General features: G+C 67.0%; 25 protein-coding genes. 8 read left to right on the top strand and 17 right to left on the bottom strand.

The genetic code is table 11. The features are described 5' to 3' along the window. Positions 1–10: 10 nt before the first annotated feature. The 7 genes from FIV50_RS07315 to dapA form a co-directional block, all read right to left on the bottom strand. On the bottom strand, positions 11–319 hold the full coding sequence (locus FIV50_RS07315) for a helix-turn-helix domain-containing protein (protein ID WP_042541772.1): 309 nt from the start codon (positions 317–319) through the stop codon (positions 11–13). Between the two features lie 141 nt (positions 320–460). Next, positions 461–943: a CinA family protein gene (locus FIV50_RS07310; protein WP_140036863.1), complete on the bottom strand. Its 483-nt coding sequence runs from the start codon at positions 941–943 to the stop codon at positions 461–463. After that, positions 940–1,515, bottom strand: coding sequence for a CDP-diacylglycerol--glycerol-3-phosphate 3-phosphatidyltransferase (gene pgsA, locus FIV50_RS07305; RefSeq protein ID WP_140036862.1), 576 nt, complete (start codon positions 1,513–1,515; stop codon positions 940–942). Before pgsA ends, FIV50_RS07310 begins: the two co-directional genes overlap by 4 nt. Continuing rightward, complete coding sequence (locus FIV50_RS07300; protein ID WP_140036861.1) at positions 1,515–4,226, bottom strand: DNA translocase FtsK; 2,712 nt, start codon at positions 4,224–4,226, stop codon at positions 1,515–1,517. Before FIV50_RS07300 ends, pgsA begins: the two co-directional genes overlap by 1 nt. Positions 4,227–4,308: 82 nt before the next feature. Next, positions 4,309–4,803, bottom strand: coding sequence for a GNAT family N-acetyltransferase (locus FIV50_RS07295; protein ID WP_140036860.1), 495 nt, complete (start codon positions 4,801–4,803; stop codon positions 4,309–4,311). 73 nt (positions 4,804–4,876) lie between these two features. Next, positions 4,877–6,553: a ribonuclease J gene (locus FIV50_RS07290; RefSeq protein WP_140036859.1), complete on the bottom strand. Its 1,677-nt coding sequence runs from the start codon at positions 6,551–6,553 to the stop codon at positions 4,877–4,879. A gap of 68 nt (positions 6,554–6,621) precedes the next feature. After that, complete coding sequence (gene dapA, locus FIV50_RS07285; protein WP_140036858.1) at positions 6,622–7,599, bottom strand: 4-hydroxy-tetrahydrodipicolinate synthase; 978 nt, start codon at positions 7,597–7,599, stop codon at positions 6,622–6,624. Positions 7,600–7,727: 128 nt separating this feature from the next. On the opposite strand from dapA, the gene FIV50_RS07280 reads away from it, so the two are divergent. Beyond that, a complete protein-coding gene (locus tag FIV50_RS07280; RefSeq protein WP_140036857.1) occupies positions 7,728–8,267 on the top strand; it encodes an NUDIX domain-containing protein in 540 nt (179 codons plus the stop codon). 54 nt (positions 8,268–8,321) lie between these two features. Here FIV50_RS07280 and FIV50_RS07275 read toward each other — a convergent pair whose 3' ends face one another. Genes FIV50_RS07275 through FIV50_RS07265 form a run of 3 tightly spaced genes read right to left on the bottom strand, consistent with a single transcriptional unit; the run spans position 8,322 to position 10,365 of the window. Further along, positions 8,322–9,083, bottom strand: a complete 762-nt coding sequence (locus FIV50_RS07275; RefSeq protein ID WP_140036856.1) for an SDR family NAD(P)-dependent oxidoreductase — start codon at positions 9,081–9,083, stop codon at positions 8,322–8,324. Beyond that, positions 9,083–9,559 carry a dihydrofolate reductase gene (locus tag FIV50_RS07270; protein WP_140036855.1) on the bottom strand — a complete coding sequence of 159 codons (477 nt, stop codon included), beginning with the start codon at positions 9,557–9,559 and terminating at the stop codon, positions 9,083–9,085. Before FIV50_RS07270 ends, FIV50_RS07275 begins: the two co-directional genes overlap by 1 nt. Further along, entirely contained in the window at positions 9,556–10,365 is an 810-nt protein-coding gene (locus FIV50_RS07265; RefSeq protein ID WP_140036854.1) for a thymidylate synthase, read from the bottom strand. Before FIV50_RS07265 ends, FIV50_RS07270 begins: the two co-directional genes overlap by 4 nt. 96 nt (positions 10,366–10,461) lie before the next feature. Here FIV50_RS07265 and FIV50_RS07260 point away from each other — a divergent pair, with 96 nt between their 5' ends. The 3 genes from FIV50_RS07260 to FIV50_RS07250 all read left to right on the top strand — a co-directional run bounded on the left by FIV50_RS07260 (position 10,462) and on the right by FIV50_RS07250 (position 11,973). After that, positions 10,462–10,875, top strand: a complete 414-nt coding sequence (locus tag FIV50_RS07260; protein ID WP_140036853.1) for a thioredoxin family protein — start codon at positions 10,462–10,464, stop codon at positions 10,873–10,875. A 22-nt stretch (positions 10,876–10,897) separates the two neighbouring features. Beyond that, complete coding sequence (locus tag FIV50_RS07255) at positions 10,898–11,464, top strand: DUF4395 domain-containing protein (protein WP_140036852.1); 567 nt, start codon at positions 10,898–10,900, stop codon at positions 11,462–11,464. 83 nt (positions 11,465–11,547) lie between these two features. Next, entirely contained in the window at positions 11,548–11,973 is a 426-nt protein-coding gene (locus FIV50_RS07250) for an OsmC family peroxiredoxin (protein ID WP_140036851.1), read from the top strand. Between the two features lie 6 nt (positions 11,974–11,979). Here the strand turns inward: FIV50_RS07250 and FIV50_RS07245 are convergent, their stop codons facing one another. From FIV50_RS07245 to FIV50_RS07220, 6 genes are all read right to left on the bottom strand, one after another. Continuing rightward, positions 11,980–12,414 (bottom strand): hypothetical protein, encoded by a 435-nt coding sequence (locus FIV50_RS07245; RefSeq protein WP_140036850.1) that lies wholly within the window; start codon positions 12,412–12,414, stop codon positions 11,980–11,982. Beyond that, positions 12,414–13,154 carry a 4-hydroxy-tetrahydrodipicolinate reductase gene (dapB, locus tag FIV50_RS07240; protein WP_140036849.1) on the bottom strand — a complete coding sequence of 247 codons (741 nt, stop codon included), beginning with the start codon at positions 13,152–13,154 and terminating at the stop codon, positions 12,414–12,416. The genes FIV50_RS07245 and dapB overlap by 1 nt, the downstream gene beginning before the upstream one ends. Before the next feature lie 59 nt (positions 13,155–13,213). Next, positions 13,214–13,816: a histidine phosphatase family protein gene (locus tag FIV50_RS07235; protein ID WP_140036848.1), complete on the bottom strand. Its 603-nt coding sequence runs from the start codon at positions 13,814–13,816 to the stop codon at positions 13,214–13,216. Positions 13,817–13,896: 80 nt separating this feature from the next. After that, positions 13,897–14,925, bottom strand: a complete 1,029-nt coding sequence (locus FIV50_RS07230) for an aldo/keto reductase (protein ID WP_140036847.1) — start codon at positions 14,923–14,925, stop codon at positions 13,897–13,899. Positions 14,926–15,139: 214 nt separating this feature from the next. Next, positions 15,140–17,416: a polyribonucleotide nucleotidyltransferase gene (locus FIV50_RS07225; protein WP_140036846.1), complete on the bottom strand. Its 2,277-nt coding sequence runs from the start codon at positions 17,414–17,416 to the stop codon at positions 15,140–15,142. 306 nt (positions 17,417–17,722) lie between these two features. Further along, positions 17,723–19,651 (bottom strand): GDSL-type esterase/lipase family protein, encoded by a 1,929-nt coding sequence (locus FIV50_RS07220; RefSeq protein WP_258184469.1) that lies wholly within the window; start codon positions 19,649–19,651, stop codon positions 17,723–17,725. Between the two features lie 196 nt (positions 19,652–19,847). Here FIV50_RS07220 and FIV50_RS07215 point away from each other — a divergent pair, with 196 nt between their 5' ends. Together FIV50_RS07215 and FIV50_RS17650 are read left to right on the top strand one after the other, a co-directional pair. Continuing rightward, the gene (locus FIV50_RS07215) at positions 19,848–20,378 is read left to right on the top strand and encodes a DedA family protein (protein ID WP_140036844.1); all 531 of its coding nucleotides are present in this window, start codon (positions 19,848–19,850) and stop codon (positions 20,376–20,378) included. Positions 20,379–20,417: 39 nt separating this feature from the next. Continuing rightward, complete coding sequence (locus FIV50_RS17650; protein ID WP_091232420.1) at positions 20,418–20,594, top strand: DUF5302 domain-containing protein; 177 nt, start codon at positions 20,418–20,420, stop codon at positions 20,592–20,594. A gap of 60 nt (positions 20,595–20,654) precedes the next feature. On the opposite strand, the gene FIV50_RS07210 is transcribed toward FIV50_RS17650, so the two are convergent. Continuing rightward, positions 20,655–22,094 (bottom strand): cation:dicarboxylate symporter family transporter, encoded by a 1,440-nt coding sequence (locus tag FIV50_RS07210; RefSeq protein ID WP_140036843.1) that lies wholly within the window; start codon positions 22,092–22,094, stop codon positions 20,655–20,657. 160 nt (positions 22,095–22,254) lie between these two features. On the opposite strand from FIV50_RS07210, the gene FIV50_RS07205 reads away from it, so the two are divergent. Next, positions 22,255–23,526 carry an ATP-binding protein gene (locus FIV50_RS07205; RefSeq protein WP_140036842.1) on the top strand — a complete coding sequence of 424 codons (1,272 nt, stop codon included), beginning with the start codon at positions 22,255–22,257 and terminating at the stop codon, positions 23,524–23,526. Further along, positions 23,523–24,218 (top strand): response regulator, encoded by a 696-nt coding sequence (locus tag FIV50_RS07200; RefSeq protein ID WP_140036841.1) that lies wholly within the window; start codon positions 23,523–23,525, stop codon positions 24,216–24,218. The genes FIV50_RS07205 and FIV50_RS07200 overlap by 4 nt, the downstream gene beginning before the upstream one ends. Positions 24,219–24,267: the final 49 nt, after the last annotated feature.

Here is a 24,267-nt window from a genome sequence, read left to right as displayed (position 1 = left end):
GATACGAAGCTCAGTGGAGCGAAAGCTCTGGCTCGACGGAAGCCACGAGGTCATCCGGCACGACGTCCGGGAAGACCTGGATGCCCTCGAGAACGGAGATGCGGTCGCCCACCTCTCGCATAATGATCGAGATGGGAACATCCAGAGCATCAGCAACCGACGCGAGAATCTCGCTCGATGCCTCCTTCTGGCCCCGCTCGACCTCGCTGAGATAGCCGAGTGCCACAGATGCCTTGCTTGCAACCTGCCGGAGCGTACGCCCCTTCTGCAGGCGGAAGTCCCTCAGCACATCGCCGATTTCCTGTCGTACAAGAATCATCGGAACCTCCTCCCAGATCGCCTTCTCGAGGTCTCCCTCGAGGAGACCGCCAGTCTAGTCCTACCGACCTTCACAAAATCTACCTTCGCACGCTGTGCTTTCGGTGTGAGCACATTGGACATAACGGAACGCACGCACCGGCTATTCCCGGAGGACCCGCAGGAGCATCGCAACGGCCGCATCGACCGTCTGGGCGCGGACCTGTGCGCGATCGCCGTCGAATCTGAAGGCCTCACTCACGGAGTGATCCGGGGTCACGACGGCGATGTGCACCGTGCCGACCGGCTGACCATCGGGAGAGTCCGGTCCTGCGATCCCGGTGGTCGAGACGCCGACGTCAGCGGGGATTCCGGAGACCTGCAGTGAGCGACGCGCGCCGGCCGCCATCTGCAGCGCCACCTCGGGGTGCACCGGCCCGTGCGCATCGAGCAGCCCGTCGTCGACCCCCAGCAGCGTGTGCTTGATCGGGGTGGCGTAGGCGACGATCGCTCCCCGCAGCGACGCCGATGCGCCTGGCACCGAGACGAACTCAGCAGCGAGAGCACCGCCTGTCAGCGACTCGGCGATGCCGAGAGTCCAGCCACGCTCGATCAGCGCGGCGAGCACCTCCGACGCGGAAGTCACGACCGCTGCCGCGACCCTCGCACCTGCGCCACGATGTAGTCGATCCCGCTCGCCACCGTGAGGATAAGCGCCAGGATCATCAGGATCGCGGTCCCGACCACCCACAGCTGGGGTCCGATCACCACGTGCAGCGGGAGCAGCGCCCAGGAAAGAGCCACGGCCTGAACCGCAGTCTTGACCTTGCCCATCCACGCGGCTGCCACGACGTGCTCCTTCGCGACCATGAGGCGGTGGATCGTGATACCCCACTCGCGGATCAGGATCACGATCACGACCCACCAGTTGAGCTCACCGAGCACGGCCAGGCCGATGAAGCCCGCCCCCGTGAGCAGCTTGTCGGCGATCGGGTCCCACAGCTTGCCGAAGTCCGTGACGATGTCGTGGCGACGTGCGAGGTAGCCGTCGACCCAGTCGGTGGATATGCCCACGACGAAGAGGATCGCCGCAACCCATCGGATGACGATGTCATCGAGCCCGTACGTTCCCCCCATCAGGAGCAGGACGAAGAAGATCACCGCGAGCGGGATGCGCGCGATTGTGATCGCGTTGGGAAGCTGCCGTGGAATAGCCATCAGTCTCGTCCTGTCAGTCCCCACGCGTCTTCGTCGCCGTCGTCATCAGCCTCGACCACGGGCAGGCCCTGGAACTGGGCTTCTACCGGGTCGTGCGGTGCCCCGGCCGCGGTCGCAGCCGGGGTGGGAGCGGCCGGCTTCGGCGGCGCATCGTCGCCTCGCAGCTTCGCCATGACCTGGGGCAGCTGCTCGGCGGTCGCCAGCACGTCACGCGCCTTGGATCCTTCGGAGGGGCCGACGATCTCGCGCGACTCGAGGAGGTCCATCAGGCGCCCCGCCTTGGCGAAGCCGACGCGCAGCTTGCGCTGCAGCATCGACGTGGAGCCGAACTGCGACGAGACGATGAGTTCGGCCGCCGCGAGGAGGAGCTCGAGATCATCCCCGATGTCCTCGTCGACCTCCTTCTTCTTCGTCGGCTCCAGTGCTTCCTGCACATCGGCGCGATAGTCGGGACGAGCCTGACGCGTGACGTGCTTGACGACCGCGTCGATCTCCTTCTCATCGACCCAGGCACCCTGCAGACGGAACGGCTTGGACGATCCCATCGGCGAGAACAGCGCGTCACCCTGGCCGATCAGCTTGTCGGCGCCGGGGCTGTCGAGGATCACGCGGCTGTCGGTGACGCTCGTCACGGCGAATGCGAGGCGCGACGGCACGTTGGCCTTGATCAGACCGGTCACGACGTCGACGCTGGGGCGCTGGGTGGCGAGCACCAGGTGGATTCCGGAAGCTCGTGCGAGTTGGGTGATGCGGACGATCGAGTCCTCGACATCTCGCGGGGCGACCATCATCAGGTCGGCGAGCTCATCGACGACCACGAGGAGGTACGGGTACGGTTTGAGAACACGCTCGCTGCCGACCGGGAGCTCGACTTCGCCAGCGCGGACGGCCCTGTTGAAGTCGTCGATGTGGCGGAATCCGAACGACGCGAGGTCGTCGTACCGCATGTCCATCTCCTTCACGACCCACTGCAGCGCCTCGGCGGCCTTCTTGGGGTTCGTGATGATGGGGGTGATCAGGTGCGGAACTCCCGCGTAGCTCGTCAGCTCCACCCGCTTCGGGTCGATCAGGACCATTCGCACGTCCGTCGGCCGAGCGCGCATGAGCAGGCTCGTGATCATCGAGTTGACGAAGCTGGACTTACCCGATCCCGTGGAACCGGCGACCAGCAGGTGGGGCATCTTCGCGAGGTTGGCGATGACGATGTTCCCACCGACGTCCTTGCCGACGCCGATGGTCATCGGATGCGTGCTCTTGTGCGCTGCCGGAGACCTGAGCACGTCGCCCAGAGCGACCATCTCCTTGTCGGCGTTGGGGATCTCGATGCCGATCGCGCTCTTGCCCGGGATCGGCGACAGGATCCGCACGTCGTTGGATGCGACCGCGTAGGCGAAGTTGTTGCTCAGCTGGAGGATCTTCTCGACCTTGACACCGTGGCCGACCTCCACCTCGTACTGGGTGACCGTCGGACCGCGCGAGAATCCGGTGACCTTCGCATCGACCTTGAACTGCGTCAGCACACTCGTGATCTGCTCGATCACCTTGTCGGTCGCTTCGGAACGCATGACCGGCGGTGGGCCTTCGACCAGAAGCCCCGGCGAGGGGAGCACGTAGGGAGTCACGGGCGCCTGAGGCCCCCGCGCCCCCGGCCCTGGGGTTCCGAAGCCATCGAGTCCCGGCAGCTCGGGCATCTCGCCCGTGTCGGACTCGTCATCGAGAAGTGCGGTGGTCTGCTGCCCGGCCAAGGACTCGGTCACCGAGCGCACGTCGGACAGCACCTCAGTCGCGGCATCCGAGGCGTTCTCCACGACCACGGCCTGGTCGTATGCAGGAGTCGGCTCCGAGGTCGTGAGCAGCGCGGTGATGTCGTCGGATCCGAGAGTGCCCTCGTCGGGGTCCTCCTCGCGGCCGGTCTTGTTGCGCCGCCACCACGGCAGGACATCCGGGTCGTCGACCTTGTCTGCCTCGTCGATCGGCGCCGCGTCCTTCGCAGGCTTCTCCGGGCGCTCGGCGTCGAACATCCACGCGTAGAGATCTCCGAGTCGCTGGCCGATGCGGTTCGGCGGGGTCTTGGTCAGGATCAGGACGCTGAGTGCGGCGAGAATCGACAGCACGATGTACGCGCCGACTTGCGTGAGGAGCGAGAGCGGCTCTCCTATCAACCACCCAAAAACACCACCGGCATCGCTCAGCGCTGTGATCTGCGGCTGCGGCTGCGGCTGCCCGCCCGCGACGTGGCAGAAGCCGGACAACGTGATCAACAGCAGGCCGAACCCGAAGCCGATCCGTCCGTTGTCATGCACGGATGCGGGATGTCTGAACAACCACCCTGCGAGAACGAGAAGCAACAGGGGAAGGATGAATGAAACGCGTCCTACGAGCATTCCCGCGGAGTAAGCGCTGATGTTGGCCGCGACCTCGTTGCCGATGAAGAACCATTCGTTGACCGCACCGGCGATCGCCAACAGCACGAGCAGGAACGGGAAGCCGTCGCGCCGATCGTCTTTCTCGAGTGTCTCGGGACCGAATGCTCGGAAGAGTCCGCCGACACCGTGGGCGAGCCCGTTCCAGGCCCGCACCGCCACCGGGGGCTTGTCTACCTCATCGATGTACTTCTTGGGCGCTGCCTGAGCCTTCGGAGCAGCCTGCCTCTTCGGGCGGGCCGTGGCGCTCTCGGACGCGCGCGCTGACTTCGTGGTACTCCTGGCCATGCTCTCACGTTACGTCCAGGGGCCGACATAGGCCCGTAATGACGCGGCATTCCGCTGTCTTCCACCACGGCGCAGCGAGGGATCAGGACGCGCGATGCACCATCGTGTCGCGCACGGTTCCTTCGTCGGTCACCACGAAGCCCTCTGATCGGTACAGCGTGCGCGCGAAGTTGTCGCGTTCGACGCTGAGGCTGATCCGAGGGTGTCCTTGCTCGCGAGCGTGGGCGACGAGACGTCGGAGCAGGGTCCGTCCGACACCGTGGGCACGCCAGATCGGCTGCACGCCGATAATGAGCTCTGGAACCGCGGTTCCGACGAATCCGAAGCCCGCATCGTCGGGCGCGAGCAGGCGATACCACGCTGCGCCGATCGGGTGGCCGTCCGTATCGACGGCGAGAAAGCCCGCATCCGCCGGTCGCATCCATCCGGAGACGTAGCGTCGATGCTCGACGGCGGTGAGGATCTCGTGCCGTGGTCGTGCTCCGCCCGAGCGCCAGTTCGCGGCCTCGACGACCATGTCGCCGAGGAAGCTCCCGTCCGCCTGTGTGGCGGGTCGGATCGAGAAGTCGTCCGGCATGAGGAGAGCGTACGCCGCTCGCGTTACAGCCGAGTGTCGGTCGACTGTGAACCCACGAGCGGCGCGGCGTCGATCACGCTTCGATGACGAGCGGAACGATCATCGGACGACGACGGAGCTTCTGGTTGACCCAGCGCCCGATCGTGCGGCGGATCACCTGCGAGAGCGCATGCGTGTCGCGCACGCCGTTGCCGGACGCCTCCTTGAGCGCGGCGATGATCTTCGGTGTCACGTCGTCGAAGACGGAATCGTCTTCAGCGATACCGCGAGCGTGGATCTCGGGTCCTGAGATGATGCGACCCGTCGCGGCGTCCACCACGACGATCACGGAGACGAAACCCTCTTCAGCCAGAATCCGACGGTCCTTGAGATCTGCATCGGTGATCGCGCCGACAGTCGAGCCGTCGACGTACACGAATCCGAGATCGAGCTGACCGACCACGCGTGCGTCGCCGTTCTTCAGATCGATGACGGTGCCGTTCGACGCGATGATGGTGCGCTCGGCGTCGATACCCGTGTCCTGGGCCAGCTTGGCGTTGGCGATCAGGTGACGGTACTCGCCATGCACGGGAAGCACGTTCTTGGGCTTGAGGATGTTGTAGCAGTAGATCAGCTCGCCGGCCGCGGCGTGCCCCGAGACGTGCACCTTGGCGTTCGCCTTGTGCACGACGTTCGCGCCGAGCTTGGTGAGTCCGTCGATCACGCGGTAGACGGCGTTCTCGTTTCCGGGGATCAGGCTGGAGGCCAGGATCACCGTGTCGCCCTCACCGGGCTCGATCGCGTGGTCGAGGTTCGCCATCCGACTCAGGACGGCCATGGGCTCGCCCTGTGAACCGGTCGACATGTAGACGATCTTGTCGTCGGGAAGGTCTCGCGCCTTCTTGTAGTCGATCAGCAGTCCGCTCGGCACCTTCAGGTAGCCCAGGTCTTCGGCGATCGTCATGTTGCGCAACATGCTGCGCCCGAGCAGGGCCACCCGGCGCCCGTGCGCCGCTGCGGCGTCGAGGACCTGCTGCACGCGGTGCACATGGCTGGAGAAGCTCGCGACGATGACCCGCCTCGGAGCCTTGCCGATGACCTGATCGAGCACCGGCCCGATGGAGCGCTCGGTGGGCGTGAATCCCGGCACGTCGGCGTTGGTCGAGTCGACGAGGAACAGGTCTACGCCCTCCTCGCCCAGACGAGCGAAGGCACGAAGATCCGTGATGCGTCCGTCGAGCGGCAGCTGATCCATCTTGAAGTCGCCGGTCGCCAGCACAAGGCCGGCGGGAGTGCGGATCGCGACCGCGAGGGCGTCGGGGATCGAGTGGTTCACCGCGACGAACTCGAGGTCGAAGGGACCGACCTTCTCGCGCTGTCCCTCCTTCACGGTGAGCGTGTAGGCCTTGATGCGGTGTTCCTTGAGCTTCGCCTCGACGAGCGCGAGGGTGAGGCCGGAACCGATCACGGGGATGTCGCTCTTCAGACGCAGGAGATACGGGACCGCACCGATGTGGTCTTCGTGCCCGTGGGTGAGGACGACGCCGACGATGTCGTCGAGGCGGCCCTTGATCGGCTCGAAGTCGGGCAGGATCAGGTCGACTCCCGGCTGGTGCTCCTCGGGGAAGAGCACGCCGCAGTCGACGATCAGGATCTTCCCGTCGAACTCGAAGATGGTCATGTTGCGACCGATCTCGCCGAGGCCGCCGAGCGGGGTGACCCGGAGCGTTCCTTCTTCGAGTGCTGCGGGGTCTGCGAGCGGGATGGACATGCTGTCTCCTCAGTCGGACGCTCGACGCGCCCGTTCGTTCGTTGTGACGCGGCTCACCGCGTCCGGTGTCAGCGGGTTGTGCCGTGCACCTTCGGCAGGGCACCGCCCGCGGCCGCGTTGCGGTCGGGGCGGAAGTTGGAGAAGTCTGCGCCGTGGACGTCCCTCACGAGATCGAGCTCGTCCTCGATGAGAGCGGCCTCCCACTCTTCGGGTCCGACGAGCGGCAGACGTACGCGTGGGCTCGAGATGCGACCGAGCCCGTGCAGGATGTACTTCGCCGCGACAGTGCCGGGCACGTGCGTCATGACGGCGCGCACCAGCGGCTCGAGCCGCTTGTGCTCAGCGGTCGCGGTGGCGAGATCGCCGCGGTTGACGGCGTCGATGATGGTCCTGTACGGCGCCGACGCGACATTCGCGGTCACGCCGATCAAGCCGGTCGCGCCGATCGCGAGGTGCGGCAGCACGTTGGCGTCGTCACCCGAGAAATACATGAGGTCGGTCTGGTTCAAGACGCGGCTCACCTCGGAGAAGTCGCCCTTGGCGTCCTTCACGGCGAGGATGTTCGGGTGCTTGGCCAGTCGGAGGATGGTCTCGTACTTGATCGGCACACCCGTGCGTCCCGGGATGTCGTAGAGGATCACCGGGAGGTCGGTGGCATCTGCCACGAGCCGGAAGTGGGTCAGGATGCCGGCCTGCGTCGGCTTGTTGTAATAGGGCGTGACGATCATGATGCCGTCGGCGCCTGCCTTCTCGCTGGCCTTGTACAGCTCGATCGCGTGCGCGGTCTCGTTGGATCCGCCGCCCGTGATGATCTTCGCGCGGCCGGCGGAGACGGACTTCCCGACCTCGACGAGCTTGAGCTTCTCGGGGTCCGTCAGGGTCGAGGTCTCGCCGGTCGTTCCCGTCACGACGATTCCGTCAGCACCGGCGGTGATGACGTCATCGATGTGCTTCTCGACAGCGGGCCAATCGACTTCACCGTCGGCCGTCATCGGAGTGACGAGCGCGACGAGAACCTGTCCGAAAGGGTTGCCCGAGTGCGTCATGCCCCCAGCGTATCGGTTCGCATGCCCGTCACCCAGACGGGGCATGGAGGATGACGTCACCGCGCTCCCTTCCTGCCGAAGAGCCAGCCCATGCAGTCGATCATAGGGAGGCGCCTAGGCTCGTCTGCATGACATGGGTCACGCATGAATCGTCCACGGTGTATTCGAATCCCTGGATCGAGGTCAGGGAGGACCGGATCACCGGGCCCGGCGGAGACGGGATCTACGGCGTCGTGACCATGCGCCACGCGGCCGTCTTCGTGGTCGCGATCGACGAAGAGGAACGCGTCTGTCTGGTGACGCTGGAGCGCTACACGACCGGTCGATCGATCGAGGTCCCTGCCGGGGGCAGCGACGGCGAAGACGCGATCGTGGCCGCTCGACGCGAACTGCTGGAGGAGACCGGCTTCGTGGCCGATGAGTGGGTGCACCTCGGAACCATGAACGCGTTGAACGGCATCGCCGACGCTCCGGAGCATGTGTTCCTCGCTCGGGGGCTGGCGCGTGCCGACGACCCGGCGCACGCACAAGCTGAGGAGGGCATAGCCGCCGTCTCGTGGGTGCCGCTCGCAGAGGTGCTCTCGATGATCGCGGACGGGCGGATCACCGATGGCGAGACCGTCGCCGCCATCACGTACGCCGGCATCCGTCTCGGCAGGTTCGGCTGACGCGCACACGTCCGCCGGCTCACACTGGGCCGGGAGTCACCGCGGCCGATGACGTCAGACGCGGCCGCGCCGTGCGACGCCGGAGGTCAGCCCACTCGGCAGCAGGCCGGCGACGGCGACGATCGCCTTGTAACGCAGAGACGGGATCGAGACGGACTTGCCGCGCGCCGCGTCGCGAAGCCCTTCTCGAACGACTGCGCGCGCATCGAGCCACATGAATTCGGGAACACCCTCGTGCCCCGGTCGCAGCCCCATCCGCTCGTGGAACGAAGTGTGCGTGAACCCGGGGCACACCGCGGTGACAGTGACGCGGTCGCGGGAGTACTCCGCATTCGCCCAGCGACTGAAGCCGATCAGCCAGCTCTTGCACGCGGAATACGTCGAGCGCGAGATGAACCCGGCGACGGATGCGACGTTGACGATGCGGCCGCCGCGGCCTCGCATCGACTGCAGCGCAGCGTGCATGAGGCGCATCGACGCCTCGACGTGAACACGCAGGTGGCGCACCTCGTCGTCGATGTCGTTGTCGGCGAACTGGAGCGGCAGCCCGAACCCGGCGTTGTTGACGAGCAGATCCACCGGATCGGAGGTGTCGCGGAGACGGTCGGCCACGCGCTGGACGTCGCTGTCGACCGACAGGTCGGCGGGGAGCACCTCGACGGCGATGCCGTGCTCGCTGCGCAACTCGGCGGCCACGGCCTCGAGGTCGCCCTCAGAGCGCGCGACGAGGATCAGGTCGGCTCGGCGTCGGGCGAGCTGGCGCGCGAACTCGGCGCCGAGCCCGGCGCTCGCACCCGTGATCAGAGCGGTGGGCATCAGCGCTCGTATCCGAGGAAGCGGTAGCGGATGCCGGAGCGCGACGTCTGCCACTCCCCCTCGTCGACGAGGCGCCACCCGGCTTTGGACGGCGCGTAGGCGTCACCGGTGACATCGATGTCGAGCTCCGTGACCTCGAGACGGTCGGCGTCGGCGATCACGAGGCGGAAGATCTCAGCTCCCCCGATGATCCAGACCTTGTCGTGGCCGCGCACGGCATCCGTCACCGCCGCCGCGCGACGTGCCCCGTCTGCGGACCAGTCCTGCTGGCGGGTGATGACGATGTTCTCGCGCCCGGGGAGCGGACGGAAACGCTCAGGAAGCGAGTCCCAGGTCTTGCGTCCCATGATCACAGGGGCGCCCAGCGTGACTTCTTTGAAATGGGCGAGATCCTCGGGAACGTTCCAGGGCATGCCGCCCTCTGCTCCGATGACGCCACCATGGGCCTCAGCCCAGATCAGCCCGACCCAGGTCATACCGCGACCGCCGCCCGGATCGGAGCGTGATGCTGGTAGTCCTCGACGATGAAGTCGTCGTAGCCGTAGTCGAGGATCGACTCGGGCTTCCGAGCGAATCGCAGGGTCGGGTACGGGTAGGGGGCGCGAGTCAGCTGTTCTCTCACCTGCTCGAGGTGGTTGTCGTAGATGTGGCAGTCGCCGCCCGTCCAGACGAAGTCGCCGGGCTCGAGTCCGACCTGCTGCGCGACCATCAGTGTGAGCAGGGCGTAGGACGCGATGTTGAACGGGACCCCGAGGAAGAGATCGGCGCTGCGCTGGTAGAGCTGGCAGGAGAGCTTGCCGTCTGCGACGTAGAACTGGAAGAGCGCGTGGCACGGCGCCAGGGCCATGTCGGGGATGTCCGCCGGGTTCCAGGCTGACACGATGAGTCGACGGGAATCGGGATTCTGGCGGATCTGCTCGATCACCTGCGCGAGCTGATCGATGCTCTCACCGTCGGGCGTCGGCCAGCTGCGCCACTGGACTCCGTAGACGGGGCCCAGATCGCCGGAGGCGTCGGCCCACTCGTCCCAGATCGTGACGCCGTGGTCCTGCAGCCACTTCACGTTCGAGTCGCCCCTGAGGAACCACAGGAGCTCGTACGCGATCGACTTGAAGTGCACGCGCTTCGTCGTGATCAGCGGGAAGCCCTTGGAGAGATCGAAACGGATCTGTCTGCCGAACACGCTGGTGGTCCCGGTGCCCGTGCGATCCGACTTGCGGGTGCCCGACTCCAGCACGTCTCGGAGAAGGTCTTCATACGGCGTCGGGACGGCTGCGCTCATGTGTGCCAGACTACCCGCCCCGAGGACGGAAGAGTCGGATCGTCACGATGCGACACATCGGCCTCGAGGTAGTCGAGTCACCCGTATTCTCTATCCATGTCGCCCGGAATCGCACTCGTCGTGATCGGAGCGCTGCTCGTGATCGCCGCCGCCGTCGGGATCGTGCTGCGGATTCTCGACGGACGGCGTCGAGGAGGTGGGCACCTCCTGTTCGATCCTGCCGATGCGGGTGCGGCGCAGCTCGGCTCGCACGCCACGCTCGTGCAGTTCAGCACCGAGATGTGCGCGCGCTGCCCCCAGGTCCGCAGGATGCTGTCGAGCTACGTCGCACACTCCGACGGCCTGCATCATCTCGAGGTCGACCTCACGCACAACCCTGAGCTCTCGGCGCGATACAGGGTCCTGCAGACCCCGACGACATTCGTGGTGGATGGCTCCGGCGCCGTCCGAGCGCGATTCCACGGCGTGCCGCACCGGCACGCACTCACCGAAGCCCTCGCCGCCGTCTGAGCACGCAACGACTGGAGCAGAGATGACCACTCCCGCAGGTATCGACCCCCGCGGTCCGCGCTTCGCGGCGACGATCACGACCGTGCTGCTGCTCGCGGCGACCTTCCTCGGACTCATCGGGATCTCGACCGCGAGGTCGTTCGGCTGGTTCGCCTATCAGCCGCTCGCAGCTGCGAGCTTCGGCTCCGACACATGGGCCATCGTCGCCGCGTCGCCGGGCCAGCGGGCGCTCGATCCAGGCTTCCTCCTCACGGTGGTGATCGCTCTGCTATTCCTGTGGAGCGTGCTCTCCCCCGCGACGGCACCCTCGGGCGTCGTGTTCCGCCGATTCGTGCGGCCCCGACTCGCACCCCCCATCGAGCTGGAGGACCCTCGCCCTCCTCGCTTCGCGCAGGGTGTGGGCCTCTTCGTCGTCACGATCGGACTCGCCCTGCACCTCGCCGGCGTGCCGTGGGCGCTGCCCATCGCGACCGCGGCTGCGTTCATCGCGGCCTTCCTGAATGCCGCGTTCTCGTTCTGCCTCGGCTGCCAGATCTACCTGCTGCTGCAGCGTGCGGGCATCCTCGGTCGGAGGCCATCCGCGGCCTGAGCGCGGTTCCGTCGGCCACAACCGGTCGATAGGCTGGCTCCACACGCGAGCGCACATCCCGCGACGCGAGAACCGGAGGAATAATGCCCGTCACCAGCGAAGCCACCACCACCTGGACCGGATCCCTGGCAGAGGGCTCGGGCACGGTCGCGTTCTCCTCGTCGAAGCTCGGAACCTTCCCGATCAACTGGAAGGCGCGCAGCGAGGGCAGCGACACGACCACGACCCCCGAGGAGCTGATCGCTGCGGCTCACGCCTCGTGCTTCAGCATGGCGCTGTCTCACGCACTCTCGGAGAACGGCACCCCGCCGGAGCGCGTCAACACCAGCGCGTCGGTCACTTTCAAGCCCGGAGTCGGGATCAGCGGAAGCCACCTGAACGTCAACGCCGTCGTTCCCGGGCTCTCCCCCGAGGACTTCCAGAGGATCGCTGCTGAGGCGAAGACCGGCTGCCCGGTCTCGCAGGCTCTCGCCGGCATCGAGATCACGCTCGAGGCCACCCTCGCCTGAGTCCGATCAGCCGCGGGCGATGCGAATCGCCTGGCGGATGCTGGCGCGGGCGTCCTTGCGGCGCCCCGCCGCATCCTGAACCACACCGAGGCGGTACCGCGCACGCCAGTCCGTCGGCGCGGCGTCCGCTTCCCCCGCGTACCTCGCGATCAGCGGGTCGGCGTCCGCTCGCGCGATACGTCCACTGGGGGTGAGCTCGGACTCCGCCTCGGGCATGCCACCTTCGGCATCGAGCGCACGACCCAGCCGATCGGCGGCGAACCCGAACTGCATCTCGCGGATGAGCGCCCAGGCGCCGATCGGAGCGAGCACGATCAACGCGACCCCCATGCCGATCGACACCGGTGTCCCGACGGCGAAGAACATCACGGCCAGCCAGACGGCGACCGCCAGATAGAGCAGCAGCGCCGCAGCCATGAGGCCCACGCCGATTCGCGACATCACGAGCGGATGCCGATGTCGATCATGCTCTCCAGCCCCACGAAGACCCCGTTCGCCTGCGCCGCGAACGGGACTGCCAACCGGATGCCCGGAGCGTATGCGAGCGCAGGCTCGACCGTGTCGTGAGTGAACGTCAGGGATTCGCCCGGGCCCGAGAGGATGACCTCCTGCTTCGCGATGACGCCAGGGCGCCGGAGCGAATGGATCGGCACGCTGCCCACCTGCTGCCCCCGCGCGCGCTGGTCGGCGTGCGGAGCGCTGACGGGCCCCTGCTCGGCTCGAGCCGCTGCGATGAGTTCGGCGGTGCGCACCGCGGTGCCACTCGGAGAGTCGACCTTCGCCTCGTGATGCGCCTCCACGATCTCGACCGATCCGAAGAACGGCGCGGCCGCGGCAGCGAGTGCCGAGCCGAGTACCGATCCCAGCGAGAAGTTCGGGATGAAGACGGCCCCGGTTCCGGCGTTCTCCACGAGTGGACGCACCAGAGCGATGCGTTCCGTGGACCATCCGGAAGTCGCCACCAGGACGTTGATCCGACGCTCCACCGCCGCGCGGACGACGTCGACGCTCACCTGAGGGGTGGTGGCGTCGATCACGAGATCCGCCCCGTCGAGCTCCGCGAGGTCGCTTCGAGAGGTGAGCACGCGACTCACCTCGAAGCCCTCGAGCCCATCGATCACCGCACCGATGATCGATCCGAGCTTCCCGGTTCCGCCGACGAGTGCTACCTGCGTGGTCATGCGTTCAGTCTATTTCTCGGCGGCGCCCTGACCGCCGCGGCGGGCCGGGGTATCGGGAATCAGACCGGCATGGCGTCGGGGATGCCCGTGCGCAGCTCGACCGGAAGATGCCCGGTGTCGTTGTGAGTGAGCAGCGTCCACGGACGCCCCTGCTTCTGCGCGATCACGGTCAGCCCGCAGTGCGCCTGATTCAGAGTCATCCACCGCCACTCCGGGGCGCCGAGGACCTCTCGCACGAACCATGAGATCACGAAGTTGTGGGTGATGAGCACCTCGTGCACGTCACCCGGCTTGCGCACCAGGAACTCGTTGACCGCGTCGAACATCTGGGCACGGCCGGCGTCGAGCTCGGCCTCGGTGACCGACCCGAAGAACGGCTCGTAGGCCGCGGGGGTCTCGTCGGTCATACCCGTGGGAACGCAGTCGAAGAGCAGCGCGGTCGGCTCAGGGTCGACCGACGGAAGTCGTTGCGCGATCGCCCGAGCCGTCTCGTTCGCACGCAGGAGGGGCGAGTGCCAGACGGCGTCGAGCGGGAGTCCTGAGAGCCGGTCAGCGATGAGTTCGGCCTGACGCTGGCCGCGCGGCGACAGGGGGCCGTCGGCGAGACCGTGTTCGGCGTCCTGATGTTCACCGTGTCTGACCAGATATATGTAATGCGTCACAAACTCGCTCGCTTCATCGACAGCGTCCGCCGGGATTCACTCCACCCTATGCCAGGTCTGTGACACAGGCGTTACGACGCTCAGTTGCCGGCGCGCGTGAGTTCGGCGACCTGTGCGCGCGAAAGCGTGACGCCGGCGCCCTGCATCAGCTCGTCGACGTGGTCGGTCGCGAAGGTGTTGACGATCGGAGCCGCGACGGTGCGCTGCGCGAGAAGCCAGGCGATGGACACGGCCGCCACCGGAACCTCGAGTTCGGTCGCCACCTGGTCGAGAGCGCGCAGGACCTTCGTGCCACGACGGTTCAGGTGACCGCGCAGCTGCTCTCCGCGCACGCCGTGCGAGGTCAGTGCCTTGCTGCGGTGTCTGCCCGACAGGAAACCGTGCTCGAGAGCGTGCGACGGCGTGACGGCGAGACTCTGTGCGCCGGCGACGAGACGCAGATCTCCCTCGAAGGGCTGACGACGGATGAGGTTGTACGGAGAATCGATCACCTCGACGCGCGGGTACCCGGCGGACGCGAGGATGCGTGCCTCGACAAGCCGCTCCGGTGCGAATCCGAACGCTCCGAGGGCGCCGATCTTGCCCGCGTCGATCATCCACTCGACGGTCGCGAGCGTGTCTTCGAGGTTCGTCGTCCGGTCGAGCGTCGCGTCGAGATACAGCACGTCGATGCGATCGACGCCCAGACGCGTGAGCGAGCCCTCGACCGCGCGCACGAGATTGACGGAGCCGAGACCCGGGTTGTCGGCGTGGGCTCCGATCCGCACACTCAACAGGACGCCATCACGCCGTCCTCTGGACTGCAGCCACTGGCCGATGATGTGCTCACTGCGGCCACCGGAGAAGCCGTCGGCAGTGTGGATCGCGTTGCCGCCGAACTCGACGTATCGATCGAGGATGCCGTGGCTCGTCTCGAGATCGACGTTCCAGCCGAACTCGGCCGCACCGAGCATCAAGGGAAAGGTATCGAGCCCGGTCTCGCCGAGAGGCACGCGGATGCTCTCTCCTATTCCCGGACCGACGATGGGAATGGGCGCGGACGGGTGCTCTGCCGTGCTCTGCTGCCCTCGCTCGTCCGACGCTCCTGCGCCTACGCTGAACAACCGCATATCCTCACCCCCGTCGGCCGGTGCGTACCGACCTCCGTCACTGCCTCGAATGCACCCCCCGGTGCGTACTTCGAGAGTAAGCGAGATCCGCGAACTCGCTGACCAATCCGGGGAACGGCGCAAGAACTTCGCATAACGGTTTGGTCACATCGGATACGACGAAGCCCGGGCCATCCGCGAAGGATGACCCGGGCTCCGTCGAAAGAGCAGTCGATTACTCGGCTGCGGCCTCTTCACCAGATGCTGCGTCCGCTGCAGGAGCGTCATCGAGCACGGGCTCGAGCGAGAGCTTGCCGCGGTCGTCGATCTTCGTGATCTTCACGAGGATCTTCTGACCGACCGACAGCACATCGTCGACGTTCTCGACACGCTTACCACCGGCGAGCTTGCGCACCTCGGTGACGTGCAGCAGGCCGTCCTTTCCAGGAAGCAGCGAGACGAACGCACCGAACGTCGCGATCTTGACGACGGTTCCGAGGAACTGCTCGCCGATCTCCGGGTTGGTCGGGTTGGCGATCGCGTTGACCTGGGCACGGGCGGCTTCGGCCGAGGGGCCGTCGGTCGCGCCGATGTAGACGGTGCCATCCTCCTCGATGGAGATCTGCGCACCGGTCTCGTCCTGGATCGCGTTGATCGTCTTGCCCTTCGGGCCGATCAGCTCGCCGATCTTGTCGACCGGGATCTGCACGCTGATGACGCGAGGCGCGGTCGGCGCCATCTCGTCGGGCGCGTCGATCGCGGCGTTCAGGACGTTGAGGATCGTCAGACGAGCATCGCGGGCCTGCGTCAGCGCACCGGCGAGAACCGACGTCGGGATGCCGTCGAGCTTCGTGTCGAGCTGGATGGCGGTGATGAACTCACCGGTACCCGCGACCTTGAAGTCCATGTCGCCCAGAGCGTCTTCCGCACCGAGGATGTCGGTCAGCGCCGCGTAGCGGGTCTCACCGTCGACCTCATCGGAGACGAGACCCATGGCGATGCCGGCGACGGGTGCACGCAGCGGCACACCTGCGTTCAGCAGCGACAGGGTCGACGCGCAGACGGACCCCATCGACGTGGAGCCGTTGGAGCTCAGCGCCTCGGAGACCTGACGGATCGCGTAGGGGAACTCCTCGCGGCTCGGCAGAACCGGCACGAGCGCGCGCTCGGCGAGGAAGCCGTGCCCGATCTCGCGACGCTTCGGCGAACCGACACGGCCGGTCTCACCGGTCGAGTACGGCGGGAAGTTGTAGTGGTGCATGTAGCGCTTGCTCGTGACGGGCGACAGCGAGTCGATCTGCTGCTCCATCTTGAGCATGTTCAGCGTGGTGACACCCAGGATCTGGGTCTCGCCGCGCTGGAAGATCGCCGATCCGTGCACGCGCGGGATGACCTGCACCTCTGCGTCGAGCGGACGGATGTCCGCCAGACCACGACCGTCGATGCGTGCGCCCTCGGTGAGGATGCGACCGCGAACGATCTTCTTCGTGACGGACTTGTACGCCGCGGAGAACTCGAGCGGTGCGGCTGCCGGAAGGTTGCCCGCCTCGGTCGCCTCGATGAGCTCGGCCCTGACGCGATCCTTGATCGCATCGTCGGACGTCTGACGCTCGACCTTGTCGGCGATCTGGTAGACGCCGACGAGGTCGTCGTAGGAGCGGCCGGCGACGAAGTCGTAGACCTCCTGGCTGTATGCCGGGAAGACCGGGTAGACGCCCGGCTCCTTCGACGAGGTCGATGCCAGCTCGGCCTGAGCCTTGACGAGCTGAGCGATGAACGGCTTCGATGCCTCGAGGCCCTGCGCGACGATGGTCTCGTCGGGCTTGGTGGCGCCGGCCTTGATCAGGTTCCAGCTGCCCTCGGTGGCCTCAGCCTCGACCATCATGATCGCGACGTCTTCAGTGCCATCGGCCTTGGTGACGACACGGCCGGCGACGATCAGATCGAACACGGCCTCGGAGACCTGCTCGGCGTTCGGGAACGCGACCCACTGGTCGGCGTGCTCGCCGTGGCCGGGGATGAACGCGAGGCGCACACCGGCGACGGGACCCGAGAACGGAAGACCCGAGATCTGCGTCGACGCGGAGGCGGCGTTGATGGCGAGAGCGTCGTAGAACTCGCCCGGAGCGATCGACATCACGGTGATGACGACCTGGACCTCGTTGCGCAGACCGTCGACGAACGACGGACGCAGCGGACGGTCGATCAGACGGCAGACGAGGATCGCCTCGGTGGAGGGACGACCCTCACGACGGAAGAACGAGCCGGGGATCTTGCCTGCAGCGTACGAGCGCTCTTCGACATCGACCGTCAGCGGGAAGAAGTCGAAGCCCTCGCGGGGGTGCTTGCCCGCGCTGGTGGCCGAGAGGAGCATGGTCTCGCCGTCGAGGTACGCGGCGACTGCGCCCTGAGCCTGCTGCGCGAGGCGGCCGGTCTCGAAGCGGATGGTGCGGGTGCCGAAGCGGCCGTTGTCGAGAACGGCCTCGGTGGCGGTGATTTCAGGACCTTCCAAGAGGTCTCTCCTTCTTTGTTTAGACTCGCGAGTCCGTGTGACGCGCGAGCGCATTCATGAAGGAGCGGATCCTGACGGATATGGGCGCGCGGGCATTCCCGCGAATCTCACCTGCGCTGGCCACCAGTAGAAAGCCACCCGACGTCGCGCCGAGGAACCCACCACAGGGGACCAGCTCTCCGCCGATCGCTCCATGAGTCGATATGAAATTGTCCGGTCGACACACGCCGACCACGTCCAGCCTATCAGCGGGCCATTCAATGTCCGCGCTCCGGCTGTCGTGCCACGCCGCGACAGCCCCGGCAGTCAGCCGACCTTGACGTTGCGCGGGGCGCTCGATCGCCCGAGATAGACGTAGTCGTCATGCTTCGCGACGCGCCCGTCACCCGCCGTGCGTCCGTGCAGTCGTCGCCATACCCACGGCAGTGCGTGCCGCCGCCACCACAGCCCCGCCCCGATCGGCTCGTTCTCGTGCAGAGCCGCATCGAGTGCTCCGAGTGCGTCGGCGTGCGGCACCGCGAGCACCTCACCCGCCCGGTACGCGAGGAACCTGTGGCCTCGACTGCTCAGGTGCACGAGGTCCTCACCCCAGTTCGGGCGGTCGGGGAGCGACGGATGCAGGTCCGTGTCGATCAGGATCGCACCCGTGCGCGCCGCGATGCCTGTGAGCGCCGTGGCGAACGCCGCGAACCGCTTCGTGTACATCGAGGCCGCGCGCCGACGGGGAAGGAACGGTGTGACGAGGAGGACATCCGCTCCGATGCTCCGGAGCCGAGTGATGGCACCCTCGAGCTCTGCGGCGAGCGCCGGTATGTCGACGTTGGGCTTGACGAGGTCGTTGGCGCCGATGAGGATCGACACGAGATCCGGTTGGAGCTCGAGTGCTCGCGGAAGCTGCGTGGTGCACACGTCGCGTACGCGCTTCGACCTGATGGCGAGGTTCGCATAGTGCAGCCCTCCTCGGGCGGCGAGCAGGAGCGCGAGTCGGTCAGCCCATCCGCGCAGCGCGCCATCGGGGGCCGGGTCGCACAGCCCCTCGGTGAGCGAGTCTCCGAGTGCCACGTATCGTTGCCAGCGACGCGCGGCGACGGGAACGCTGGGCTCTGGGCGGGTGAGGCGGCGAGCGCGCAGTCCGGCATCCACAGCCCGGAGCTCTTGTGCCTCGTCGAAATGTCCCAGGAGCTGATCGCAGGTGGTCGCCCAGCTGCGACCCTGCACTGCCTCGCGCCCTGCTGCACCGAACGCCCGGCGTTTGCGCGCGTCCCCGGTGAGGTCGGCGACGCGCATGCGCAGATCGTCTAGATCGCCGGGCCGATAGAGCCACCCGTCGATCCCCATGCGCACGAGGCCGAGGGGCCCTCCGCGTCCGGTGGCGATGACGGGCACCCCGCTCGCGTGCGCCTCCTGCAGAGTCTGGCCGAAGGTCTCGCTCTCCCCCGGGTGCACGAACACGTCGAACGATGCCATCGCTTCCGCGAGAGCGTCGCCCTCGAGGTGCCCGAGAAAGAGAGCGCCGGGCATCAGGGCTTCGAGCCTGGGCCTGGTCGGTCCGTCGCCCACGATCACGAGACGCGTCCCGGGGATCGTCTGCAGCACAGCCAGGTCCTCGACCTGCTTCTCCGGGGCGAGTCGACCCACATAGCCGATCATCACGACCTCGGTGCCCCACTCCGCGCGCAGCGTCGCGCTGCGTCGGGCCGACTGGAACCTGTCGGCATCCACGCCTCTCCCCCACCGACGCACTCGATCGACACCGAGCGCGGCGAGCTGCTGCGCCGAATCAGCCGACGGTGCGAGTGTCAGGGTCGCCCGCCGATGGAGCCGCGCGATGTGCGACTGTGCGATGCCCGTCGCCGCAGGGATGCGGTACCTCTGCGTGTATGCCGCGACATCCGTCTGGTACGCGGCGACCGAGGCAACGCCGAGTTGCTCTGCGGCGAGCGCGCCTCGCCAGCCGAGGGCGAAGGGCGAGGCCAGATGCACGACATCCGGAGCGAAGCGACGCAGCGATGCCGCGACCTGTCGCGCAGGCGAGGTTCCCACCCGTACGTTGCGGTAGCCGGGGAGCGCGAGGCTGGGCATGGGTTCGACGGCTGCGCCATGGACCTGTGCCGGCATGCCGAGCGCATCCGGTGCGATCACGTGCGCTTCGTGGCCTGCGCGTTCGAGGTGGCCGAGGATCTGCAGTACGGATCCGGTGACACCGTTCATGTGCGGAAGGAAGGACTCTGTCACGATCGCGACTCTCACAACCCCAGGATGCTGCCACCGGCACACGCGGTACGCGGGAAACGGCCCTGGGCACCAGAAGTTCACCGGATGCTGGAGCGCTGGTCACCGGCTATCCGGACGTTGGTTCCCGTTCACCCGCGCCGAGCACTGTGGAGGTGTGCCGATCGACCTGCTCAGCGGCCCATGGGCCCTCGTTATCATGAGCGTTCTCGTGTTCGGCGATGCGTTCTTCGTCGTCGTGCCGGGAGAGGTCGCGGTGACCGCACTCGGTGCCATCGCGTCGACCACCGGTGCTCCCCCGCTCTGGGCGGTGATCGTGTGCGCGGCAGCTGCGGCTGCGGCAGGAGACACCGCCTGCTATCTCATCGGTCGCACCGTCGGCACCGATCGCTGGCGATGGATGCGTGCGCCGCGTGTGCGCCAGGCCCTCGACTGGGCGCGGCGCCGTCTGGATGGTGGGACCGCCACGGTGCTCTTCACCGCACGTTTCGTGCCGTTCGCGCGTCTGGCGATCAATCTCGTCGCGGGCGCCTCGCGCATCCACCCCGGCCGGTACCTGCTGCTGGTCTCCGTGGCGGCTCTCGGGTGGGCCGGGTACCAGGCGTCCGTCGGCGCCGTCGTGGCCGCACTCGTGCCGGGTGGGCCCGTCGTGGCTGTGCTGGTGTCGGTCGCCGTGGCGGTCGGGCTCGGCGCGGTGATCGACCTCGTGTCCCGTCGTGCCCGGAAGTGATCCACCCGGCGGTCAGGGGCGTGCCCTAGGCTGGCGAACATGAGCACCGAAGAAGGCGCCTCCTCCAGCGAGGAGATGAAGCGCAAGTTCAAGGAAGCGCTCGAGAAGAAGAACGCGCACCACCGGCAGGGCGAGGCCCACCTGGATGGCGACTCCGCCGTCCACGGCGCGCCCGCCCCGCAGACGCGGCGCGAGTTCCGACGCAAGAGCGGTTGACCACACGGATGCGGGAGCCGACGATCGTCGGCTCCCGCATCCCTCTTTTCCGCCTGCTGCTCAGTGCTGCACTGCGCGAGCCCGCGCTCGCTCCTCTTTCGCGGCCATCTCGTCGAGCGCCGACTCCTTGAGACCCTGGATGTCGACCGCCTTGCTCTCGTCTGCCATCCCGTGGTCATCCACGCCGTCGAGCGTCGACTCTTCGAACGGCAGGGCTCCGCTCAGCACCTGCTGCACACGCTCGCGATCGATCTCACGCGTCCAGGTGCCGATGAGCAGAGTCGCGACCGCGTTGCCGGTGAAGTTGGTCAGCGCGCGCCCCTCTGACATGAACCGGTCGATGCCCACGATCACACCGACGCCGTCGACCAGGTCTGGGCGGTACGCCTGCAGACCACCGGCGAGCGTGGCGAGTCCGGCGCCGGTGACACCGGCGGCTCCCTTGCTCGCGATGATCATGAACACCAGCAGCCCGATCTGCTCGCCGATCGTCATCGGCTGGCCCATGCCGGTCGCGATGAAGAGCGAGGCCATGGTCAGGTAGATGGCCGTGCCGTCGAGGTTGAACGAGTATCCGGTGGGCACCGTGATCCCGACGACCGGCTTCGAGACGCCGATGTGCTCCATCTTGGCGATGAGGCGCGGAAGAGCGGACTCCGACGACGAGGTGCCGACGATCAGCAGGTACTCGCGGGCGAGGTACTTGACCAGGCTGAAGATGTTCACCCGCGTCACCGCGAAGAGCAGAGCCCCCAGCACGACCACGATGAACAGGATGCAGGTGATGTAGAACGCGATCATGAGCACGCCCAGGCTCCAGATGGCGGCGATGCCCGTCTTTCCGACCACCGCCGCGATCGCTCCGAAGGCTCCGAGAGGCGCGAGCCACAGGATCATGCCGAGGATGCGGAACACCAGCTTCTGGAGGTTCTTGACCGCCTCCATGATCGGGGCGCCCTTGTCTCCCAGCCCCTGGAGCGCGAAGCCGACCAGCAGCGCGATGAAGAGCACCTGCAGCACGCTCTCACCGGTGAAGGCGGAGAAGAAGGTCGTCGGGATGATCCCGAGGATGAACTCGGTCGTGGTCTTGGCTTCGGTGTCGGTGGTGTCGTAGTTCGCGTTGGCCATGTCGAGCCCGGCACCCGGGTGGATGATGTTGCCCACCACGAGACCGATCGCCAGCGCGAACGTCGACATCACCATGAAGTAGAGCAGCGCGAGTCCGCCGATCTTGCCGACGGTCGCGGCCTTCGCGATCGAGCCGACGCCCACCACGATCGTGCAGAAGATGATCGGGGCGATCATCATCTTGATGAGTGACACGAAGCCCATGCCGATCGGCTCGAGGCTCTGACCGACCTCGGGCCAGATGAGACCGACCGCCGCTCCGAGCACGACGGCGATGATCACCGAGACATACAGCCACGTGTGCCTGTCCCACGCCTGCTTGCCGCGTCGCCAGTGGAATCCGGGAAGCGAGAACCCTGTCGTGATGGCCATGTTTTCCTCCTTGATCATGAACGTCTTCGTCTCATGCCCTCGGGCGCCCTCGCCTTCGGTAAGCTCACGGTCGCGGACTTCGCACGGCGACGCCATTTGTGGTCGTATTGGTCTCCACCGATATGCCGGCTCCGCGATCACCGACGATCGGAAGGACGCGATGAGACCCGCACGCAGCGTCGCCTCACGCGTGTTCGTCGTGCTCCTGATCGCGACGCTCGTCGTCGGCGGTCTGGTGGCTGTCTTCCTGGTCTCCGATGCGCAGCGCGCCACGCACGCGGAGGCTGAGCGGGTCACCGCGGCGACTGCCGTGACACTGGCCGCGTCACCGCTGGTGACCGAGGCGTTGGACGCCGGCGACGTCGACGCGGCCACACGGATCCTCGAGCCGTATGCACTCGATGTGATCGCCGCCGCGGATCTCGACTTCGTGACGATCATGACGCCGGACGGCATCAGGGTGACCCACCCCGACATCGAGCAGATCGGCGAGAAGTACCTCGGCACGATCCCCGACACAGCTCGGACCTTCACCGAGGTCTTCACCGGCACTCTCGGTGCTTCAGTGCGAACGATCGTTCCGGTCGACTCAGACGACGGCGATCTGGTCGGTTGGGTGTCAGCCGGGGTGACGACGGAATCGATCTCCGACACCCTGATCCGCCGGCTCCCGCTGTCGCTCGGGATCACCGTCGGCTTGGTGGCTCTCGGCACTCTCGGAGCCTGGGCCGCTCGCCGGTTCACGCGACGCATCGCGGGCGACCTTCCGCCGGGGCAGGTGCGCGATGCCGTGTCTTCCTACGAATCGCTGCGAACGCTCGGCGATGCTCTGCGGGCGCAGACGCACGAGCACGGCAACCGCATGCACACGGCCGTCGCACTGCTCGAGCTGGGCCGCGCGGAGGAGGCGATCGGGATCCTGACCGAGACCTCGCGACAGAGCCAATCGCTCGTCGATCAGGTCACCGCACGACAGGCCGGCGACCCGACGGTGGGCGCACTTCTGCTCGGCAAGGCTTCGCAGGCGAAGGAACGAGGCATCGACTGGAGGTTGCAGATCGATCCCGACACTCCCGAATCGCCGCTGTCTCCGGTCGACAGCGTGGCCGTGCTCGGCAACCTGATCGACAACGCCATGGACGCCGCATCCGCCGGCGCCGAACGATGGGTCCAGGTCACGCTCGAGCCCTCGACCGACGGCGGCATCGTGCTCGCCGTCTCGGACAGCGGGCCCGGAATCGCTCCCGAACTCCGAACGCGGATCTTCGCACACGGGTTCTCGACCAAGCCTGCCGGCTCGCACGGGCGCGGGGTCGGACTCGCACTCGTGCAATCCGTCGTTCTCGGGGTCGGCGGGACGGTCGACCTCGAGGCCGACCCGACGACGTTCCGTGTCGTCCTGCCACCGACGAGAAGGAGGCGAGCCCCGTGATCCGCACGCTGATCGTCGATGACGACACTCTGACGCTGGAGCTCCACCGCTCGTACCTCGAGAGAATCGACGGCTTCATCGTCGCGGGCGAATGCACCCGAGCGCGCGCCGCGGTGAGCGCCGTGCTCGAGCAGCCGCGCGACAAGCCCTTCGATCTCATCCTTCTCGACATCACCATGCCCGATGGGTCGGGCATCGACGTGCTGCGCGCACTCCGCGCCCGTGCGGCGTCGGTCGATGTGATCGCGATCACCGGTGTCCGCGATGCCGAGAGCGTGCGGCAGATGGTCGCTCTCGGCGTGTATCAGTATCTCGTCAAGCCGTTCTCCTTCGCGGTCTTCGACGAGCGTCTCACTGCGTACCGAGAACACCGAGAGAAGGCGAGATCCACCGACGGCGAAGCGACCCAGGCAGAGATCGATGCGCTGCTCGGGCGCTCGACGAGAGCCGTCCCTGTTCCGAAGGGGCTCTCGGGGGCGACTCTGCAGAAGGTCACCGCCGAGCTCCGCACAGCCGGGGCTCTCTCGGCGAGCGAGGCAGCCCAGAGACTGGGGATGTCGCGGGTGTCCGTGCGTCGATACCTCGAACATCTGGCTGCGTCGGGAATCGTCCTGCGCAGCGCGCGATACGGCGCTCGCGGACGCCCCGAGACCGAGTACGAGTGGAACCGGCGCCCCGACGGATCCGTCTGACCCTGCACTGTCGGATGCCGTTCCAGGCTCCCGACCCGGCGCTGCTGCC

Origin of the sequence: Microbacterium foliorum (assembly GCF_006385575.1) — a bacterium.
Lineage (GTDB): Bacteria > Actinomycetota > Actinomycetes > Actinomycetales > Microbacteriaceae > Microbacterium > Microbacterium foliorum_B.
The sequence above is the reverse complement of the archived record's forward strand: the minus strand, read 5'-3'. Positions and strand labels throughout refer to the sequence as shown.